The organism is Nocardioides marmotae, assembly GCF_013177455.1.
Classification (GTDB): domain Bacteria; phylum Actinomycetota; class Actinomycetes; order Propionibacteriales; family Nocardioidaceae; genus Nocardioides; species Nocardioides marmotae.
This window is the reverse complement of sequence record NZ_CP053660.1, coordinates 2,316,703-2,334,090: the sequence shown is the minus strand read 5'-3', so window position 1 is coordinate 2,334,090 and position 17,388 is coordinate 2,316,703. Positions and strand designations below refer to the sequence as shown.

Annotated in this window: 10 protein-coding genes; 7 read left to right on the top strand and 3 right to left on the bottom strand. The window is 75.1% G+C overall.

Annotated features, from left to right (window positions below):
• Window positions 1–21: 21 nt before the first annotated feature.
• Complete coding sequence (locus HPC71_RS11280) at window positions 22–1,656, top strand: N-acyl-D-amino-acid deacylase family protein (RefSeq protein WP_154614216.1); 1,635 nt, start codon at window positions 22–24, stop codon at window positions 1,654–1,656.
• Complete coding sequence (gene ilvD / locus HPC71_RS11275) at window positions 1,653–3,455, top strand: dihydroxy-acid dehydratase (protein WP_154614217.1); 1,803 nt, start codon at window positions 1,653–1,655, stop codon at window positions 3,453–3,455. The genes HPC71_RS11280 and ilvD overlap by 4 nt, the downstream gene beginning before the upstream one ends.
• Here ilvD and mgtA read toward each other — a convergent pair.
• The 3 genes from mgtA to HPC71_RS11260 all read right to left on the bottom strand — a co-directional run bounded on the left by mgtA (window position 3,452) and on the right by HPC71_RS11260 (window position 8,672).
• Window positions 3,452–6,163, bottom strand: coding sequence for a magnesium-translocating P-type ATPase (mgtA, locus tag HPC71_RS11270; RefSeq protein WP_171896702.1), 2,712 nt, complete (start codon window positions 6,161–6,163; stop codon window positions 3,452–3,454). The genes ilvD and mgtA overlap by 4 nt on opposite strands.
• Window positions 6,164–6,232: 69 nt before the next feature.
• Window positions 6,233–7,714 carry a glutamate/gamma-aminobutyrate antiporter GadC gene (gene gadC / locus HPC71_RS11265; RefSeq protein WP_154614218.1) on the bottom strand — a complete coding sequence of 494 codons (1,482 nt, stop codon included), beginning with the start codon at window positions 7,712–7,714 and terminating at the stop codon, window positions 6,233–6,235.
• Between the two features lie 88 nt (window positions 7,715–7,802).
• A complete protein-coding gene (locus tag HPC71_RS11260; protein ID WP_154614219.1) occupies window positions 7,803–8,672 on the bottom strand; it encodes a hypothetical protein in 870 nt (289 codons plus the stop codon).
• Window positions 8,673–8,728: 56 nt separating this feature from the next.
• Between HPC71_RS11260 and HPC71_RS11255 the strand changes: the two genes are divergently transcribed.
• The 5 genes from HPC71_RS11255 to HPC71_RS11235 all read left to right on the top strand — a co-directional run bounded on the left by HPC71_RS11255 (window position 8,729) and on the right by HPC71_RS11235 (window position 17,323).
• Window positions 8,729–9,991, top strand: coding sequence for an LssY C-terminal domain-containing protein (locus HPC71_RS11255; protein WP_216656395.1), 1,263 nt, complete (start codon window positions 8,729–8,731; stop codon window positions 9,989–9,991).
• Window positions 9,988–10,656, top strand: a complete 669-nt coding sequence (locus tag HPC71_RS11250; RefSeq protein ID WP_154614220.1) for a DUF998 domain-containing protein — start codon at window positions 9,988–9,990, stop codon at window positions 10,654–10,656. Before HPC71_RS11255 ends, HPC71_RS11250 begins: the two co-directional genes overlap by 4 nt.
• The gene (gene lysX / locus HPC71_RS11245) at window positions 10,653–14,063 is read left to right on the top strand and encodes a bifunctional lysylphosphatidylglycerol synthetase/lysine--tRNA ligase LysX (protein ID WP_154614221.1); all 3,411 of its coding nucleotides are present in this window, start codon (window positions 10,653–10,655) and stop codon (window positions 14,061–14,063) included. Before HPC71_RS11250 ends, lysX begins: the two co-directional genes overlap by 4 nt.
• A 111-nt stretch (window positions 14,064–14,174) precedes the next feature.
• Window positions 14,175–14,933, top strand: coding sequence for an aquaporin Z (aqpZ, locus tag HPC71_RS11240; RefSeq protein ID WP_154614222.1), 759 nt, complete (start codon window positions 14,175–14,177; stop codon window positions 14,931–14,933).
• A 134-nt stretch (window positions 14,934–15,067) separates the two neighbouring features.
• Window positions 15,068–17,323 carry a helix-turn-helix transcriptional regulator gene (locus HPC71_RS11235; RefSeq protein WP_154614223.1) on the top strand — a complete coding sequence of 752 codons (2,256 nt, stop codon included), beginning with the start codon at window positions 15,068–15,070 and terminating at the stop codon, window positions 17,321–17,323.
• Window positions 17,324–17,388: the final 65 nt, after the last annotated feature.

Sequence of the window (17,388 nt, the reverse complement as noted above, 5' to 3'; positions counted from 1 at the left end):
GCCCCCACCCGAGGAGAAGTGATGGACGCAGACGTGCTCGTGCGCGGGGCGACGGTCGTCGACGGGACCGGCCGTGAGGCCTACGTCGCGGACGTCGCGATCGCGGGGGACCGCGTGGTCGCGGTCGGCGACCTGGCGGGGCAGACCGCCCGGCGGGTCGTCGAGGCGGAGGGCCTCGTGCTCTGCCCGGGATTCATCGACATCCACACCCACTCCGACGTCAGCCTGCTCCACGACCCGGCGGGGGAGAGCAAGGTGCTCCAGGGCGTGACCACCGAGGTCCCGGGCAACTGCGGGTTCTCGGCCTTCCCGCTCGCCGAGGACCGGCTCGACCTCCACTCCGACCACCTCGCCCGGATCGGCGACGACGTCCTCCCGCCCGCGGCGCTGACCTGGCGCGACCTCGACGGCTACGCCGCGAAGCTCGAGCAGGACCCCCCGACGCTGAACGTCGCCCCGCTGGTCGGGCACGGCACCGTGCGCGTGGCCGTCATGGGGGTCGACCAGCGCCCGCCGACCGACGACGAGCTGGACCGGATGCGCCGGCTGGTGGCCGAGAGCCTCGAGCAGGGCGCGTTCGGGCTGTCGACCGGCCTCACCCACATCCCGTCGGGCTACGGCGACACCGACGAGGTGCGCGAGCTGGTCCGCGTGGTCGCCGAGCACGGGGCGCTCTACGCCACCCACGCCCGCACCTCCGCGACCCCCGAGGGGTTCCCCGAGGTCGAGGAGGCGATCGACACCTGCCGGTCCGTCGGCGCCCGCCTGCAGTTCTCCCACGCCGCGATCAACGAGCCCCACAAGTGGGGGCAGGCCGGCGACGTCGTCGGCCTCTTCGAGCGCGCCGAGGCGGCGGGGCTCGACGTGGGCTTCGACGTCTACCCGTACGACGCCTCCGCCTCGTCGCTGACGCAGTACCTCCCGCCGTGGGTGCAGGCCGGCGGCACCGAGGGCCTGCGCCGACTGCTGGCCGACCCCGACACCCGGGCCCGCGCCGAGCGCGACCTGGCCGCGGGCTGGATGGACGGCATCCCGTGGTTCTGGGACCGGGTGCTCATCAGCCGCGCCGGCCCGGGCCACGACCACCTCGTGGGCCGCTCGCTGGAGGAGGCGGCCCACCTCGAGGGCGTCGACCCGGTGACCCTCACCCTCGATCTCTGCCTGGCGCACGGCAACAGCGTCCAGGTGGTGCTCTTCTATCGCACGGAGGACGACATGACGACCTTCCTGGCCCACCGGCTCTCCCTCGTCGGGTCCGACGGCTCCGCGGTGCCCCTGGACCAAGGGGGCCTCAAGCCACATCCCCGGGGGTTCGGCACCTTCCCCCGGGTGCTCGGCCGCTACGTGCGCGAGCAGGGGCTCCTCTCCCTGCCCGCGGCGGTGCACAAGATGACCGGAGCGGTGGCGGAGCGGCTGCAGCTGCCCGACCGGGGCGTGGTGCGCCCCGGCGCCGTGGCCGACCTCGTGCTCCTCGACCCCGCCACGGTGGTCGACCGGGCGACGTTCACCGAGCCCACGCAGGCTCCGGTCGGGATCGTCCAGGTCCTCGTCAACGGCACGTCGGTCGTCGAGGACGGCCGGCTCACCGGCGCCCGGCCCGGCCGGGTGCTGCGGCGTACGACGGTGGCCCGCCGCGCCGCGGAGGTGGCCCGATGAGCGCGCCGCTGGGTCACCGCTCCACCCCCGGGGCGACGCCGGACGACGGCGGGCTGGCCAGCCAGCGGGTGCGCCAGTTCAGCTTCGAGGGCGACGCGCTGCGGCTCTCGATGGACTGGTCGGTGGCCGACCTGTCGCGGGCCCAGGTGCTCGTCGAGACCGCCGCTGGCCAGTCGCACCCGAGCTCCTACCACCTCGCCGACCTCGGCACCGAGGCCGCCAAGGGCGTGCTGCAGGCCGGCGCGAAGCCGGCCGAGTACACCACCACCGACATCTGCGACGGCGTCGCCCAGGCGCACGACGGCATGAAGTACCCCCTCGCCTCGCGCGAGTTCATCGCGAACATGGTCGAGATCCACGCCCACGCCACGCCGTTCGACGCGGTGGTGCTCTCCTCCTCGGGGGACAAGGCGGTGCCCGCCCACCTGCTCGCGATCGCGCGCCTCGACCTGCCTGCCGTGCACGTCCCCGGTGGCGCCATGGTCTCGGGGCCGCAGATGCGCTCCAACGAGGAGCTGTGGAGCATGAAGATGGAGGTCGACCGCGGGAAGCTCTCGCTCGAGGAGTTCCAGGCCTTCCAGCGCTTCGCGTGCCCCGGCTGCGGTGCCTGCCAGTACATGGGGACCGCCGCGACCATGCAGGTGATGAGCGAGGCGCTCGGCCTGGCGCTGCCCTGGGGCGCGCTGATCCCCGCGACGATGGCCGAGCTGCGCCGGATGGCGCGCGCCGCCGGCGAGCGCGTGGTCGGGCTGCTGAAGGACGGCATCACCGCCCGGACGATCCTGACCCGCGAGGCGTTCGAGAACGCGATCACCGTCCACGCGGCCATCGGCGGGTCGCTCAACGCGGTGATGCACCTGATCGCGATCGCCGACGAGGCCGGGGTGCAGATCACCGCGGAGGACTTCGACGAGATCCACCGGCGCACCCCGGTGCTCGTCGACGCCAAGACCGCCGGGCGCTACCCCACCGAGCTGTTCTGGTACGCCGGCGGCGTACCGCGCCTGATGACCGAGCTCGGCGACCGGCTCCACCTCGACGCCCTCACGGTCAGCGGCGCCACGGTGGGGGAGAACCTCGAGCGCCTGGTCGGCAAGCACCTGCAGCGCCAGGCCGAGATGTTCCTCGGCAACTACCAGCTGCGCGCCCAGCAGGTGATCCACCCGATCGACGACCCGGTCTACGCCTCCGGCTCCACCGTCCTGCTGGCCGGCAACCTCGCCGACGGGGCGATCGTGAAGTCCCACGCGGTCGCTGAGTCGATGCTCACCCACACCGGTCCGGCGCGGGTCTTCGACCGCGAGGAGGACGCGATCGAGGCCACCGTCACCGAGAGCATCCAGCCCGGCGACGTCGTGGTCGTGCGCTACCAGGGCCCGCGGGCCACCGGGATGCCGGAGATGTTCTTCCTCTCCGAGCTGATCGCCTCCAACCCCGTGCTGGCCGCCACCACGGCCCTGGTCACCGACGGCCGCTTCTCCGGCGCCAGCCGGGGGCCGTGCATCGGCTACGCCCACCCCGAGGCCATCGACGGCGGGCCGCTGGCCTTCCTCGAGGACGGCGACCTGGTCGAGATCGACATCCCCCGGCGCTCGCTCGCGGTCGTCGGGCTCGCCGGGCGGCGCGCCACCGCCGAGGAGGTGGAGCGCGCCTGGCGGAGCCGGCGCGAGGGCTGGACGCCGCCGGTGGTCCGGCACCGGGGCGCGCTCGGGCAGTACACGGCGCTGGCGCGTCCCGCCCTCGAGGGCGCGGGGTGCCGCCTGTCCGGCCCGCCGGCGGGCTCGGCCGGGGAGCGCTAGCCCGACGGCGCGGGCGCACCGGGCTCTGCGCTGCCTGCCGGGGCATCGGCGACGTCGGCGGCGACGCGGTGCCCGTGCTCGCTCGCGAGGCGGGCCAGGCGGTGGTGGTGACGCATGCCGTCGCCGGCCGCGGGACCCGAGGCGGCTCCCGGGCGGCCCAGCCGGCGGTAGAAGACCCGCTTGGTGGCCTCGGCGGCCACGACGTACCCGCCGGTGATCGCGACCAGGGTGAGCAGGAGCAGCACGGGTGGGCCGGTCAGGCCGAGCGCGTCGGCGACGTGCGGCAGGAACGGCAGCACCACGGTGACCAGGCCGACGACGACCGAGGTGACCAGCAGCGCCCGGCCGGGGCGGCTGCGGTAGGCCAGCCGCCGGGTCCGCAGCACGAAGAGGACGGCGAGCTCGGTGAGGGTGGAGCCGATGAACCAGCCGCTCTGGAAGAGCGTGGCGCCCGCGTCGAAGACCCCGATCAGGATGGCGAAGGTCAGCAGGTCGAAGGCGCTGCTGAGCAGCCCGAAGACGACCATGAAGCTGCGGACCTCGTCCAGGTCCCACCGCCGCGGGCGGTCGACGACCTCCGGGTCGACCCGATCGGCGGCGATGGTCACGCTGGGCAGGTCGGAGAGGAAGTTCAGCAGCAGGATCTGCCGGGGGAGCAGGGGCAGGAAAGGCAGGAACGTCGACGCGGCGGCCATGCTGACGGTGTTGCCGAAGTTGGCGCTGATCGTCGTGTAGACGTACTTGATCGTGTTGGCGAAGGTCTGCCGGCCCAGGCGCACACCGTCCACGACCACGCCGAGGTCCTTGTCCAGCAGCACCATCGAGGCGGCGCTCTTGGCGACGTCGACCGCGGTGTCGACGGAGATGCCGACGTCGGCGGCCCGGAGCGGGGCGGCGTCGTTGATCCCGTCGCCGAGGTAGCCGACCACCGACCCCGAGGCGCGCACCGCGCCGACGATGCGCTCCTTCTGGCTCGGGGTCAGCTCGGCGAAGGCGTCGACGTCGGCGGCGACCGCCGCGAGCTGGGGGTCGTCGAGGGTGTCGACCTCGCGCCCGGTCATCACCCGGGGTTCGCCGTCGGTGAACCAGTGCGCGACGTGGAGGGCGGCGAGCCGGTTGTCGCCGGTCAGCATGCACAGCCGGATGCCCTGGGCGGTGAGCCTCGCGACGGTGGCGTCCAGGCCGGCCTTCGGCGGGTCCTCGAAGACGAGCAGGCCGAGGAGGGTCATGCCCCGCTCGTCCTCGGCGCCGACGCGGGTCTGCTCGGGCGCCGGGCGCTCGGCGACGGCGACCACCCGGTAGCCCTGGGCGCCCAAGGAGCGGAACCGCTCGTCGTAGGCGTGCCGGACCTCCTCCCAGGGCCGGGTCCCCTCGCCGGTGACCGCCTCGGTGACGACCGCGGTCACCGTGGGGAAGGCGCCCTTGGTGATGAGCACGCGCCCGTCCGGGCCGTCGGCGAGCACCGAGAGCCGCTTGCGCTCGAAGTCGAAGGGGACCTCGGCGACGGCCTGCCAGGCGCCGTCGGGCCGGTGGCTGCGCAGGATCGCCTGGTCCAGCGGATTGGTGTACCCGGTCTGCAGGGCCGCGTTGACCGCTGCGCGGTCGGCGGTCACCGCGCTCTCCTCGCCCTCGAGGCCGGTCGCGGCGAGCAGGGTGATGGTCCCCTCGGTGAGGGTGCCGGTCTTGTCGGTGCACAGCACGTCCATGCTGCCGAGGTCCTCGATGGCATCGAGGCGGCGCACGATCACCTGCGCCCGGGCCATCCGCCGCGCCCCGCTGGACAGGCTCACCGCGACGATCGTCGGGAGCATCTGCGGGGTGACCCCGACGGCGAGCGCGAGGGAGAAGAGCACCGCGTCGATGAAGGGCCGGCCGAGCACGACGTTGATCAGCAGGATCATCGCGGTCAGCAGCGCCGTCACCCGCGCCAGCATCAGCCCGAAGCGCGCGGTGCCCGCCTCGAAGCTCGTCGACGGCGGCGCGGCGACGAGCGCCCGGGACATGTGCCCCAGCTCGGTCGATCGGCCGGTGGCGACCGCGACGGCCTCGCCCCGGCCGCTCACCACGTGGCTGCCCTGGAACAGGGCGCCGGACCGCTCGGCCAGCGGGGCGTCGGCGGGCGCCGGGTCCGCGCTCTTGTGGCGCGGGTAGGTCTCGCCGGTCAGGGCCGACTCGTCGAGCTGCAGGGAGTCCGCGGTCAGGACGCGGCAGTCGCAGGGCACCACGTCGCCCGCGTGCAGGACGACCACGTCGCCGGGGACGACCTGCTCGGGGGCCACCGAGGTCACCTGCCCCCCGCGCCGTACCTCGATCTCGATCTGGACCTGGTCCAGCAGGCGGGCGACCGTCACCCCGGCCCGGTGCTCCTGCCAGAACCCGAGCAGCCCGCTCAGCACGACGATCGCGAGGATGATGACCGCGTCGATCCGGTCCCCGAGCAGCAGCGAGAGCCCGGTCGCCGCCAGCAGGACGAGGATCACCGGCTGCCGGAACTGCCGGAGCAGCTCGGCCCAGATCCCGGTGGAGCGCTGGTCGGAGATCCGGTTCGGGCCGGACGCCGCCAGCCGCCGCGCCGCCTCGTCATCGCTCAGGCCGGCCGCGCTCGTCCGCAGGCCCGCGAGCACGGCGGAGGCGGGGGAGGCCCAGTACGCCGCGTCGTCATCGCCGCGGTCGACCTCGCTCGACGCAGCTGCCCCGGGTCCGGCCACCTGGTCCCCCTTCCGACGTCGTGCCCAGTCGCGAACCGGTCCAGGCTCGACCGAGGCGCCGTGGCCACGTCAGGGCCGAAGGTCATCCCGGCCCGGCGCGCCGTCGGCGAGGGTGGGCGGGGGCGGCGGCTCGAGCCGCCACCCGGGCTTGCGCAGCCGGTAGAGGACGAGCGGCCAGATCCCGAGGGCGACGATGCCGGCCAGGAGGATCAGCGCGAAGACCCAGGGACGCGTCGTACCGGCGTTCCCCGACGGCTCGACGAAGCCGAGGAGGAAGGCGGCCAGGCTGGCCAGGAAGCCCACGCACCCCACCAGCGGCATCGCCGGCGTCCGGAACCCCCGCGGGACGTCGGGGTGGGTGCGCCGCAGCCGCATCGCGGCCAGGAACATCACCATGTACATCATCAGGTAGAGCTGGAGGGCCATCGTGGTGAAGATCCAGAACACCGACTGCACCGAGGGCAGCACGGCGAACAGCACGGCCAGCGCGGTGACCGCCAGGCCCTGGGCGACCAGGAGCGGCACGTGCATGCCCCGGCTGTTGGTGCCCTGCAGGATCGGGGGCAGGTAGCCCTGCCGGCCCACGATGAGCAGGCCCTTGGTCGGGCCGGGGATCCAGGTGACCACCGAGGCCAGCACCCCGACGACGATCAGCAGCGCCATGACCGTGGAGCCCCACGGCATCCCGAGGTGGTCGAAGAACACATCGAAGGCCTGGAGCGTGCCCTGGGTCAGGTTGATGCTCGAGCCCGGCACGGCGACCGCGATCGACAGGGTCGGCAGGATGAACACGAAGAGGATCAGCACCACCGAGAGCAGGACGGCCCGGGGGAACTCCACCGAGGGCCGGCGCATCGCGGTCACGTGCACGGCGTTCATCTCCATGCCGGCGTAGGAGAGGACGTTGCTGACGACCAGCACGATGCTGGCCAGGCCGGTGAACCGCGGGAACCAGTCGGCATCGGCGACCGGCGGCAGGTGGGAGGTGCCGCCCTCGCGCCAGAAGAGGACGGCGAGCACGACGAGGGCGCCCGCCGGCACGATCGTGCCGGCCAGGAACCCCCAGGTCGCGACCTTCGCGAACGCCTCGACGCCGCGGGCGGCGATGAGCGTCGCGAACCAGTAGACGACCAGGATCACCAGGCCGGTGAAGAGCCCCGAGCTCGCCAGGCGCGGGTCGAGGACGTAGGCGAGGGCGGAGGCGAAGAACGCCAGCTGCGCGGGGAACCACGCGACGTTCTGCATGACCTGCTGCCAGATCGCGAAGAAGCCGATCCGGTCGCCGAAGGCCTCCTCGACCCAGACGAACACGCCGCCGGACCACCCGCTGGCCAGCTCGGCGGCCACCAGCGCCACCGGGACCATGAACACGATCGCGGGCAGGGCGTAGAGGAAGATCGAGGCCCAGTCGTACGCCGCCATGGCCGGCAGGCCCCGGACGCTCGCGACCGCGGTCGCGATGAGGAAGGCCATCGACGTCCAGCTCAGGGCCGCACGGGGCGGGGCCGGACCGGGCGAGGGAACGGTCTGGCCGTCCTCGCGAGTAGCCATGCCCACGCCCTCCGTCGACGGACAGGTGCTCGACGCTAGGCGCGGGCCCCGGATGGGGGCATCACCCACAATGAGTGAGCCGCCCGCGTCAGGCCGGGGTGGCCGGGGTGGCGGGCTGCACGTCGCCGTGGCGGGCCAGGCTGACGGCGCCGGCGACCGCCAGGACGAACCCGAGGAGGGCGAGCGGGCCCCATCCGGGGCGGGTCTGGTCGCCGAGCAGGAGCAGGCCCACCAGCGCGGGCGCCACGGTCTCCCCGACGACCAGCGGAGCGGTGGCGGCGGTGACGCTGCCGCGCTGGAGGGCGGTGGAGTACGTCAGCAGGGCGACCACCCCCGCCACGGCCAGCGCGTACGTCGCCGGGCTGCGCAGCAGAGGGCCGACCTCGTCGAGGACGTGGTCGGGGGACAGGTCACCGGGGAGCATGCGCGAGGCCACGGCGGTGGCGCCGAAGGCGAGCCCCGCCACGGCGCCGAGGGCACGGGCCCCGCTCGCCCCGCGCAGCCGGGCCAGGGGCACCGCGGCGAGGCCCAGCACGACGGCGGCGACCAGCACGCCCCACTGCTCGAGGTCGCTGACGTCGACGCTGCGGTCCTCGGTGGCCGAGGCGCCCACCAGCGCGAGCCCGCCGACCACGACCGCGATCCCGAGGCGGTCGGCCCGGGTCAGCGGCATCCGCAGGAACACCGCGCCCAGGATCGCGGTGACCGCGAGGAACCCGGCCACGATCGCCTGCACCACGAAGAGCGGCAGGCTGCGGACCGCGACCAGGCTCAGCACGAACCCGAGCCCGTCGACGGCCACGCCGGCGACGTACGTCCCCGAGCGCAGCAGGCGCACCAGCAGCCGCGGGTCGAGGCCCTCGGCGGCCTCCGCGCGGCGCGCGGCGACGGCCTCGAGGACCGAGCTCACGCCGTAGCAGAGCGCGGCCCCGGCGGCGGCCAGCAGCCCGAGCAGCATCCGGTCACGCTAGCCGCCGGACCGGCCGCTCATGTGACGTGGGGCACACTGACCAGGTGTCGCTCGGGACGACGGAGGACCAGGAGCGCTCGTGGGGCCGCGTGCTCGACGGCGGGTTCTTCGCGTTCTCGGGGGTCGCCGGCGCCTGGTTCGCCTACGTGCTGCTGCGCGACGGGGTGCGCCCCGGGTGGCCGACGCTGCTGCTCCTCGTCTTCTGGGTCTTCTTCAGCTACCTGGTCCTCCCACGCGTGCACCGGATCCTCACCGCGATCTACCTGCCGGGCTACTTCGTCGGCCGCACGCGGACCAGCGCCGGGCTCCTCGGGGACCCGGTCAACCTCGGGTTCGTCGGGGACGCGGGCCAGGTGCACGGGGCGCTGACCCGGGCCGGCTGGACGCTGGCCGACGAGGTCGGCATGAGCAGCGCGGCCGGCATCGTGCGCAGCGTCCTGCAACGGCGCAGCTACCCCGCGGCCCCGATCAGCCCGCTCCACCTCTTCGACCGCCGCCAGGACTTCGCCTACGAGCAGGAGGTCGCCGGCACGGCGCTGCGCCGCCACCACATCCGGGTCTGGCGCTGCCCGGACGGCTGGCTGCTGCCGGGCGGCTTCCGGACCGACTGGCTGGGAGCGGCCACCTTCGACCGCGGCGTCGGGCTCTCGCTGTTCACCCTCCAGGTGACCCACCGCATCGAGGAGGACATCGACGTCGAGCGCGACTTCGTCGTCGCCTCGGTCTGCGCGGCGGTCCCCGGCGCGGAGGTCCGCGTGATCGAGAACTTCTCCTCCGGCTACCACCACCGCAACGGCGGCGGCGACCGGATCCGCACCGACGGCGACCTGCCGATCCTCGACGTCCGCGCGGCCCCTCCGCGCGAGGGCGCGCACCTCGCGGGCGGCGCCCACCTGGCCGCGCGCCGGGCCCGGGTGGGCGACGCCCCGGAGTCGGTCCTCGTCGGCGTCGGGGTGGCCCTGGCCCGGTCGGCGGCGTACGGCGTGGGCGCGGTGGTGTACGCCGCCCGGGAGTCCGGCTCGGCGCCGGCGGTCCTCGTCGCGGTGCTCGCGGTCGCGGAGGCCGTGCTCGCGGTCGCCGTGCTGGCGGCGCGGAACTGGGCCCGCCTGGTGCTCGTGGGCGGCTGCTCGGTGGCGGCCGTGACCACGATGGTCGTCTCGGTCGTCGGCCACCGGCCCCCCGTCGGGCTGGGGGAGCTGCTCGCCGCCGGCGGCAGCATCATCGTGCTGCTGGCGCTCTCGAGCCCGGAGGCCCGGGACTGGGCGACCGCCCGCCCGTCCGTGGTCCGGCCCGGGGTCGGGGCATGAGCGGCTCCGGGCGCCCGGCGCTCCGACCGGCCCTCCTGGGGGCGGGGGCCGGCCTGTCCTACGCCACCTTCGTGGTCGACCTGGTGCGCCGCGGCCCCTCGAGCCTGGACCACGCGGTCAGCGAGCTGGCTGCGCCGGGGGAGCGGTGGGCGTGGTTCTACCGCGCGGCTGAGGTCGGCTGCGCCGCGGCGGTGCTCCCGCTCCTGCCGCCCGTGCGGTCCGCCCTCCCGCCCGGCGTCGGCCGCGAGGTCGTCACGGGGGCGACCGCGGTCTTCGCCGTCGCCGCGGCCGCGGCGGGGGTGGTCCCGACCCCGTGCGGTCCGGGCCTCGCCTGGGGCGTCGTCGACCTGCGCCCCCGCAGCGACCTCCACGACGCGGCCAGCCTGCTCGCCGAGTCCGCGGCGTACGTCGGGGTCGGCGCCGCCTGGGCCACGACCCGGCGCCGCGGACCGCGCTGGTTCCACCGTGCCGCCGGCTGGACGCTCCTCGTGGGGGTCGGCAGCGGGCTGGTCCACGGAGCGACCCGCTCCCACGCCGAGCGCCGGCGGGTCTCCGGCGTCAGCCAGCGCGTCGACGTGCTGGCCGTCAGCGCCTGGCTCGGCTGCCTGGGGGTCCTCGGCGCCCAGGCAGCCGGCACCACCGAGCCGCAGGGAGCACCCCGATGACCGACCAGACGACCGACCCGCCGAGCGAGCACCCGACCTCCTACCCGACGCAGCAGCCCCACCACGAGCGCCACGAGCGCCACGGGACCCTCGCGGACCGTCGCCCCCGCCTGCACCTGCCGGCCGACGACCGCTGGCCCGACCGGTTCGCCGGCGTCCTGTTCGGCTTCGCCGGCCTGGTCGTGGTCGTGGCGCTGGTGCCGCCCTGGCACCGGTACTTCTCCCGGGAGACCGACCCGGTCTCGCTGCTGACGATCCCCGTCGTGCCGAGCCTGGTCTACGCCGCGCTCCTGCTCGTCACCGCCGTCGCGCTCCGTCGCCGCCTGCGCGCCGCGTGGTGGGTGGTGATGGTCTGGTGGCTGGGCGCCTCCGAGCTCGGTCGCGTCGTCATGCTCGGGGCCGGCGAGCACGTCGTGCTCGCGGCGATCGGCCTCGTCGTGGTCGGGTTGGCCATGGTGCTGGCGGTCCGGGTCCGGGACCAGTTCGTGGCCCGCCGCGCCCCCGGCGACCTGGCGACCGCCCTCGCGGTCTTCCTCGGCGGCGGCCTGGCGACGGTGGCCGGGGGCGCCGCGCTCGTCAGCGGCTTCGGCCGCTCCCCGGACTACCCGACGTCGCTGAGCTACGTCCTGCACATGATCCTGCTCGACCTCGGGCGGATCGGGCCGGAGACCGCGGCCTCGGCGCCGTGGTGGGTGCGCCTGGTCATCGGGCTGGTCGGCGCCGTGGTGGTGCTCGGCGCCGCGACGGTGCTCTTCCGCGCGCCCCGCGACACCCGCACCCTCGGGGTGGCCGACGAGGCCCGCGTCCGGGCGCTGCTCCGCGACTTCGGTGACCACGACTCGTTGGGGTACTTCGCCACCCGGCGGGACAAGGCGGTGGTCTGGGACACCGGGGCGCCGGAGACCGCCCGGGCCGGCGTGTCCTACCGGGTGGTCGGCTCGGTCAGCCTGGCCAGCGGCAACCCCGTGGGCGACCCGGACTGGTGGCCGGCGGCCATCGAGCGCTGGCGCGACCGCGCCCGCGCCAACGGCTGGTCGCTGGCGGTGATGGGTGCCGGCCACGAGGGCGCGCTGGCGTACGCCGACGCCGGCCTCTCGCTCATCGACCTCGGCGACGAGGCGATCGTCGACCTGGGCGGCTTCTCCCTGCACGGTCCCGGCATGCGCTCGGTGCGCCAGTCGGTCTCCCGCCTGCGCCGCCGGGGCTACACGACCCGGGTGGTGCGCCACGCGAGCCTGACCGAGGCCGACTTCGCGACCCTCGACGCCGCGGCCGCGTCGTGGCGCGGCGACGGCGGGGACGAGCGCGGCTTCTCGATGGCGCTGGGCCGGCTCGCCGACCCGCTCGACCGCGCCTGCGTGCTGGTCGCCGCGCACGACGCGGACGGCGAGCTGCGCGGCTTCCTCAGCTTCGTGCCGTGGGGCCGCACCGGGCTCTCCCTGGACCTGATGCGCCGCGACCCGACCGCCGACAACGGCCTGGTCGAGCTGATGGTCGCCAGCCTGGCCGACCACGCCGCGGCCTTCGGGGTCGGGCCGGTGTCGCTGAACTTCGCGATGTTCCGCGAGGCCTTCGAGCGTGGAGCCGAGCTCGGCGCGCTGCCGGTCGCCCGGCTCTGGCGCCAGGGCCTGGTGCTGGCCAGCCGGACCTGGCAGCTGGAGTCGCTCTACCGCTCCAACGCCAAGTACCTCCCCGAGTGGCGGCCGCGCTACCTCGCCTACGAGTACGCCTCGGACCTGCCGCGGGTCGGGATGGCCGCGGGCAGTGCGGAGGGCTTCCTCACCGCGCCCTCCATCGGCCGGCTGCGCCGCCACGGGCACGAGGACGGCCTGCGCACCTCGGGTGCCGATCGCGCCGAGGCCGTCCTGGCCCTCGTCCCGCCGCCGCCCGACCTCGTCGCCGAGGCGGTCTCGCCCGACCACCTCCCCGAGCAGGTGCGGGTGCGGCGCGCGAAGCTCGACGCGATCCGGGCCGCCGGGATCGACCCCTACCCGGTCTCCGCCCCGCGGACCCACACCCTCGCCGAGGTCCGCGGGCTGGTGCCCGACGACCTCGCGCCCGACACCGAGACCGGCACCAGGGTCAGCGTCGTCGGCCGGGTGCTGCTCAAGCGCGACATGGGCCGGCTCGGCTTCGCCACCCTCCGCGACGGGAGCGGGGACCTGCAGGTGATGGTCGACGCCGCGCACGTGGCGCCGGCCGACCTCGACTTCTGGGAGCACCGCGTCGACCTGGGCGACCACGTCGGGGTGACCGGGACGGTGATCACCACGCGGGCGGGGGAGCTGACCGTCCGTGCGGAGGCGGTGGTGCTCACCAGCAAGGCGCTGCGTCCGCTGCCGGACAAGCACGAGGGGCTCACCGACCCCGACGCCCGCGTGCGGATGCGGTACGTCGACCTCATCGTGCGGCCCGAGGCGCGCACCACCGCCTACCAGCGGGCCGCGGTGGTCCGCAGCGTCCGCGACTCCCTGCACGCGCGGGGGTTCACCGAGGTGGAGACCCCGGTCCTGCAGACCGTCCACGGCGGCGCCAACGCCCGGCCCTTCGAGACCCACATCAACGCCTACGACCTGGACCTCTACCTGCGGATCGCCACCGAGCTGCACCTCAAGCGCCTGGTGGTGGGCGGGATGGAGCGGGTCTTCGAGATCGGCCGCCAGTTCCGCAACGAGGGCGCCGACTTCAAGCACAACCCGGAGTTCACCTCGCTGGAGGTCTACCGGACCTACGGCGACTACGACTCGATGCGGGTGCTGACCCAGGAGATCGTCCAGGAGGCGGCGACCGCCGTGTACGGCGCGCCGGTCGCCCGCCGTCACGACGCCGACGGCCGGCTCGTCGAGCACGACCTGTCGGGGGAGTGGCCGGTCAGGACCGTGTGCCAGGCGGTCTCCGAGGCGCTCGGCGAGGAGGTCACCACCGAGACTCCGCTGAGCACGCTGGTGCGCCACGCCGACCGGATCGGGATCGAGCTCGAGCTGGACCCGTCCTGGGGCGTCGTGCTGGAGGAGATCTACAGCGAGCTGTGCGAGGGCCGGACCACCACGCCGGTCTTCTACACCGACTTCCCCAAGGAGAACGCCCCGCTCACCCGGCCGCACCGGCACGACCCGCGGCTGACGGAGAAGTGGGACCTGGTGATGTTCGGGGCCGAGCAGGGGACGGCGTACTCCGAGCTCATCGACCCCGTCGACCAGCGCGAGCGCCTGGTCGCCCAGTCGCTGCTGGCCGCCGCGGGCGACCCGGAGGCGATGCAGGTCGACGAGGACTTCCTGCGGGCCCTCGAGCACGGCATGCCGCCCACCGGCGGCATGGGGCTCGGCATCGACCGGCTGGTCATGAACCTCACCGGCCTCAGCATCCGCGACACGATCCTGTTCCCGCTGGTCAAGCCGCAGGGCTGAGCGGGCGCGCCGACGGTTCCGTCCATTCTGGGTGATGCGCGCGCGATCGCCCGAGGTCAGTCTGGCGGGACCGACCGTGCGCGCCCCCCACTCCGGTCGGGAGGAGACACCATGGACGAGTCGGTCACGACGCCCCAACGCCTCACCGCAGAGTTCCTCGGCACGTTCGTCCTCGTCCTCGGGGGCTGCGGCGCCGCGGTGCTCGCCTCGGGGGTCCTGGTCAACGGCATCCTCGTCGGCATCGGCTTCCTCGGCGTCTCCTTCGCCTTCGGCCTCTCCGTGCTGACCATGGCCTACGCCGTGGGCCACCTCTCCGGCGGCCACTTCAACCCGGCGGTGACGATCGGGCTGGCGGCCGGCGGCCGGTTCGCGTGGAAGGACGTCCCGGCGTACGTGGTGGTGCAGGTCGTCGGCGCGATCGCCGCGGCCGCGGTGCTCTACCTCGTGGCGAGCGGCCAGGACGGCTTCTCCGCGGTCGACTCCGGCTTCGCCTCGAACGGGTACGGCGACCGCTCACCGGCCGGCTACTCGCTGCTCGCCGGACTGGTCATCGAGGTGGTGCTGACCGCGATCTTCCTCATCGTCATCCTCGGGGTGACCGACACCCGCGCGCCCAAGGGCTTCGCGCCGCTGGCGATCGGGCTGACCCTCACCCTGATCCACCTGGTCAGCATCCCGGTCACCAACACCTCGGTGAACCCGGCCCGCTCGATCGGGCCGGCGCTCTTCGCCGGGGGAGACGCCATCGTCCAGCTCTGGCTCTTCATCCTCGCGCCGATCCTCGGCGCCGTGATCGCCGGGATCGGTCACGCCATGCTGCTCGGCCGGGGCGAGCCCGCGACCCCGTTGGAGGAGGCCTCCGAGGGCTGACCCGCATCCCACCTCCTGGACACCCGGGCCGTCGGACCCGGGCCGGGTGCCGGTGCGCCGGGCGCCACAAGCCCCGGCGCGACCGGGCCCTTCGGACCCCCGGATCCGGGTCCCGGCGTTCCTACGGTGGGAAGGTGACCCAGGGCACCCGAGCATCCGACCAGCTGTCGTACCCGACCGACGACGAGGCGCTGCTAGACATCAAGCTCTCGGCGCCACCGTTGCGGGCCGGCCTGGTCACCCGGGCCGCCCTCATCGACGCCGCCCGCGCCCGCGACGCCTCCGTCGTCGGGGTGACCGCGCCGGCCGGCTACGGGAAGTCCACGTTGCTCGCGGAGTGGGCGCGGCGAGAGGAGCGCCGGGTCGGATGGGTCTCCCTCGCCCGGCTCGACGACGACCCGGTCCTGCTGCTCCACCTGCTCGCCTCGGCCTACGAGCGGGCGGTGCCCGAGCAGGCGGGGCTCGCGGCCGCGACGGCCGCGGCGATCGCGGGCGGAGCGGACGTCCGCCGGGGCGCCGCTGTCGTCGCCTCGGCGATGGCGCGTCCGGCGGCGGCGTACGCCCTCCTGGTCGACGACCTCCACCACGTCCGGTCGCCCGGGTGCGACAGGGTCCTCGACGTGCTGCTCCCCGCGGTCCCGCGGGGCTCCCAGGTGGTGGTCGCGAGCCGGGGCGAGCCGCCGCACCTGGCCGGGCTGCGCGCCGTGGGCGATGCCGTGGAGATCACCGAGCGCGACCTCGCGCTGGGGTCGGGCGCGGCCGCGCAGGTCCTCGCGGCGGCCGGCCTCCCCGTCACCCCCGAGCAGGCGGTCGACGTCACCGCGCGGGTCGAGGGCTGGCCGGTCGGGCTGAACCTCGCCGCGCTGGTCGCGCGGGAGGTGCGGTGCCCGCCCGGGGAGCTCTCCGGCGCCGACCGGTACGTCGCGGACTACCTGCGTCGCGAGGTCCTCGGCCCGCTCGACCCGGGCGTGCAGCGGTTCCTGCGGGAGACCGCCGTGCTCGACCGGCTGCACGGACCGCTGTGCGAGGCCGTGGTCGAGGACCCCCGGGCACCGGAGATGCTGCTCGCCCTGGAGGCGTCGCACTCCTTCCTCGTGCTCCTCGACCGGCGCCGGGAGTGGTACCGCTACCACCGGCTCTTCCGCGAGTTCCTGCTCGACGAGCTGCGCCGGACCGAGCCGGGCATGACCGAGGAGCTGCACCTGCGCGCCGCCGGGTGGTTCCAGGCGCATGCAGCCCCGGTGCAGACGGTCGAGCACCTCCTCGGTGCGGGCGAGCTCCACCGGGGTGCCGTCCTGGTGGCCGAGATCGGGCCCCGCGTGTGCGGCGAGGGCGAGGCGGGGACGGTGCAGCGCTGGCTGACCCGGCTCGGCGACCCGGTGGTGGCCGCGCACCCGCCCCTCGCCGTCGTCGCCGGCCGCGCCGCCGCGTTCCTCGGCGACCCCGTCGAGGCCGGCCGGTGGGCGGCGCTGGCCGACGAGGTGGCCCCCACCCCCACGCCGACCGAGGCCGACCGCCGGTTCGAGACGGCCCGCTCGACGTTGCGCGCCCTCCTCGGTGCCGACGGCCCGGCGCGGATGCTCGCCGACGCCGAGGCCGCCGCGGGCCCCGAGGCCGACCCCGGCCCGTGGCAGCCCCTGGCGCTGTCCGCGCGCGGCGAGGCCCTGCTGCTCGCGGGGGAGCCCGGCCGGGCCCTGGCCGCCTTCGCCGAGGCGACCGCCGCCGGGCACGCGGCCCCCGACCTCGAGGTGGTCGCCCTCGCCGAGGCCGAGACGGCGCTGGTCGACATCGACGCCGGCCGCTGGGAGCGGGCCGCCGGCCACGTCGAGCACGCGCTGGGGATCGTCGAGCAGCGTCGCGCCGGCGACGACGTGCTCGCCCTGCTGGTGCGCGCCGCCGGGGCGCGCCTGGCGATCCACCGCTCGGACCTGGCGGAGGCGGACCGGCAGATCGCCCGGGCCATGCGGGCGCGGTCGGCGGCGACGTACGCGCTGCCGTGGCTGGCCACCCGGGGCCGGCTGCACCTCGCCAAGGCCTGTTGGGCGCGCGGCGACCGGGCCGGCGCAGGAGTCCTCCTGCGCGAGATCGACGAGGTGCTCGTGCGCCGGCCCGACCTCGGCACCCTCGGCGACCAGGTCGCCGAGCTCCGGGAGGCCACGGCGACCGCCGACGGGACCGCGCCGGCCCCCGAGGTGCCCCTCACCCCCGCGGAGCTGCGGCTGCTGCCCTACCTCCAGACGCACCTGCGGATGGCCGACATCGCCGAGCGGCTGCACCTCTCGCGCAACACCGTCGCCTCGGAGGTCTCCGCGATCTACCGCAAGCTCGGCGTCTGCTCGCGCGGCGAGGCCGTCCACCAAGCGCAGGTGGTCGGCCTGCTCGCGCCCTGAGCCGGGCGGCTCCGGCGGGTCAGGACGACCAGAGGAAGAGCACCACGCACAGCTGCAGCCACGCG

Excerpts from the sequence above, each read along its gene's own strand:
- HPC71_RS11280 (WP_154614216.1), top strand. The coding sequence starts at position 22 with ATGGACGCAGACGTGCTCGTGCGCGGGGCGACGGTCGTCGACGGGACC.
- ilvD (WP_154614217.1), top strand. The coding sequence starts at position 1,653 with ATGAGCGCGCCGCTGGGTCACCGCTCCACCCCCGGGGCGACGCCGGAC.
- gadC (WP_154614218.1), bottom strand. The coding sequence starts at position 7,714 with ATGGCTACTCGCGAGGACGGCCAGACCGTTCCCTCGCCCGGTCCGGCC.
- HPC71_RS11260 (WP_154614219.1), bottom strand. The coding sequence starts at position 8,672 with ATGCTGCTCGGGCTGCTGGCCGCCGCCGGGGCCGCGCTCTGCTACGGC.
- HPC71_RS11250 (WP_154614220.1), top strand. The coding sequence starts at position 9,988 with ATGAGCGGCTCCGGGCGCCCGGCGCTCCGACCGGCCCTCCTGGGGGCG.
- lysX (WP_154614221.1), top strand. The coding sequence starts at position 10,653 with ATGACCGACCAGACGACCGACCCGCCGAGCGAGCACCCGACCTCCTAC.
- aqpZ (WP_154614222.1), top strand. The coding sequence starts at position 14,175 with ATGGACGAGTCGGTCACGACGCCCCAACGCCTCACCGCAGAGTTCCTC.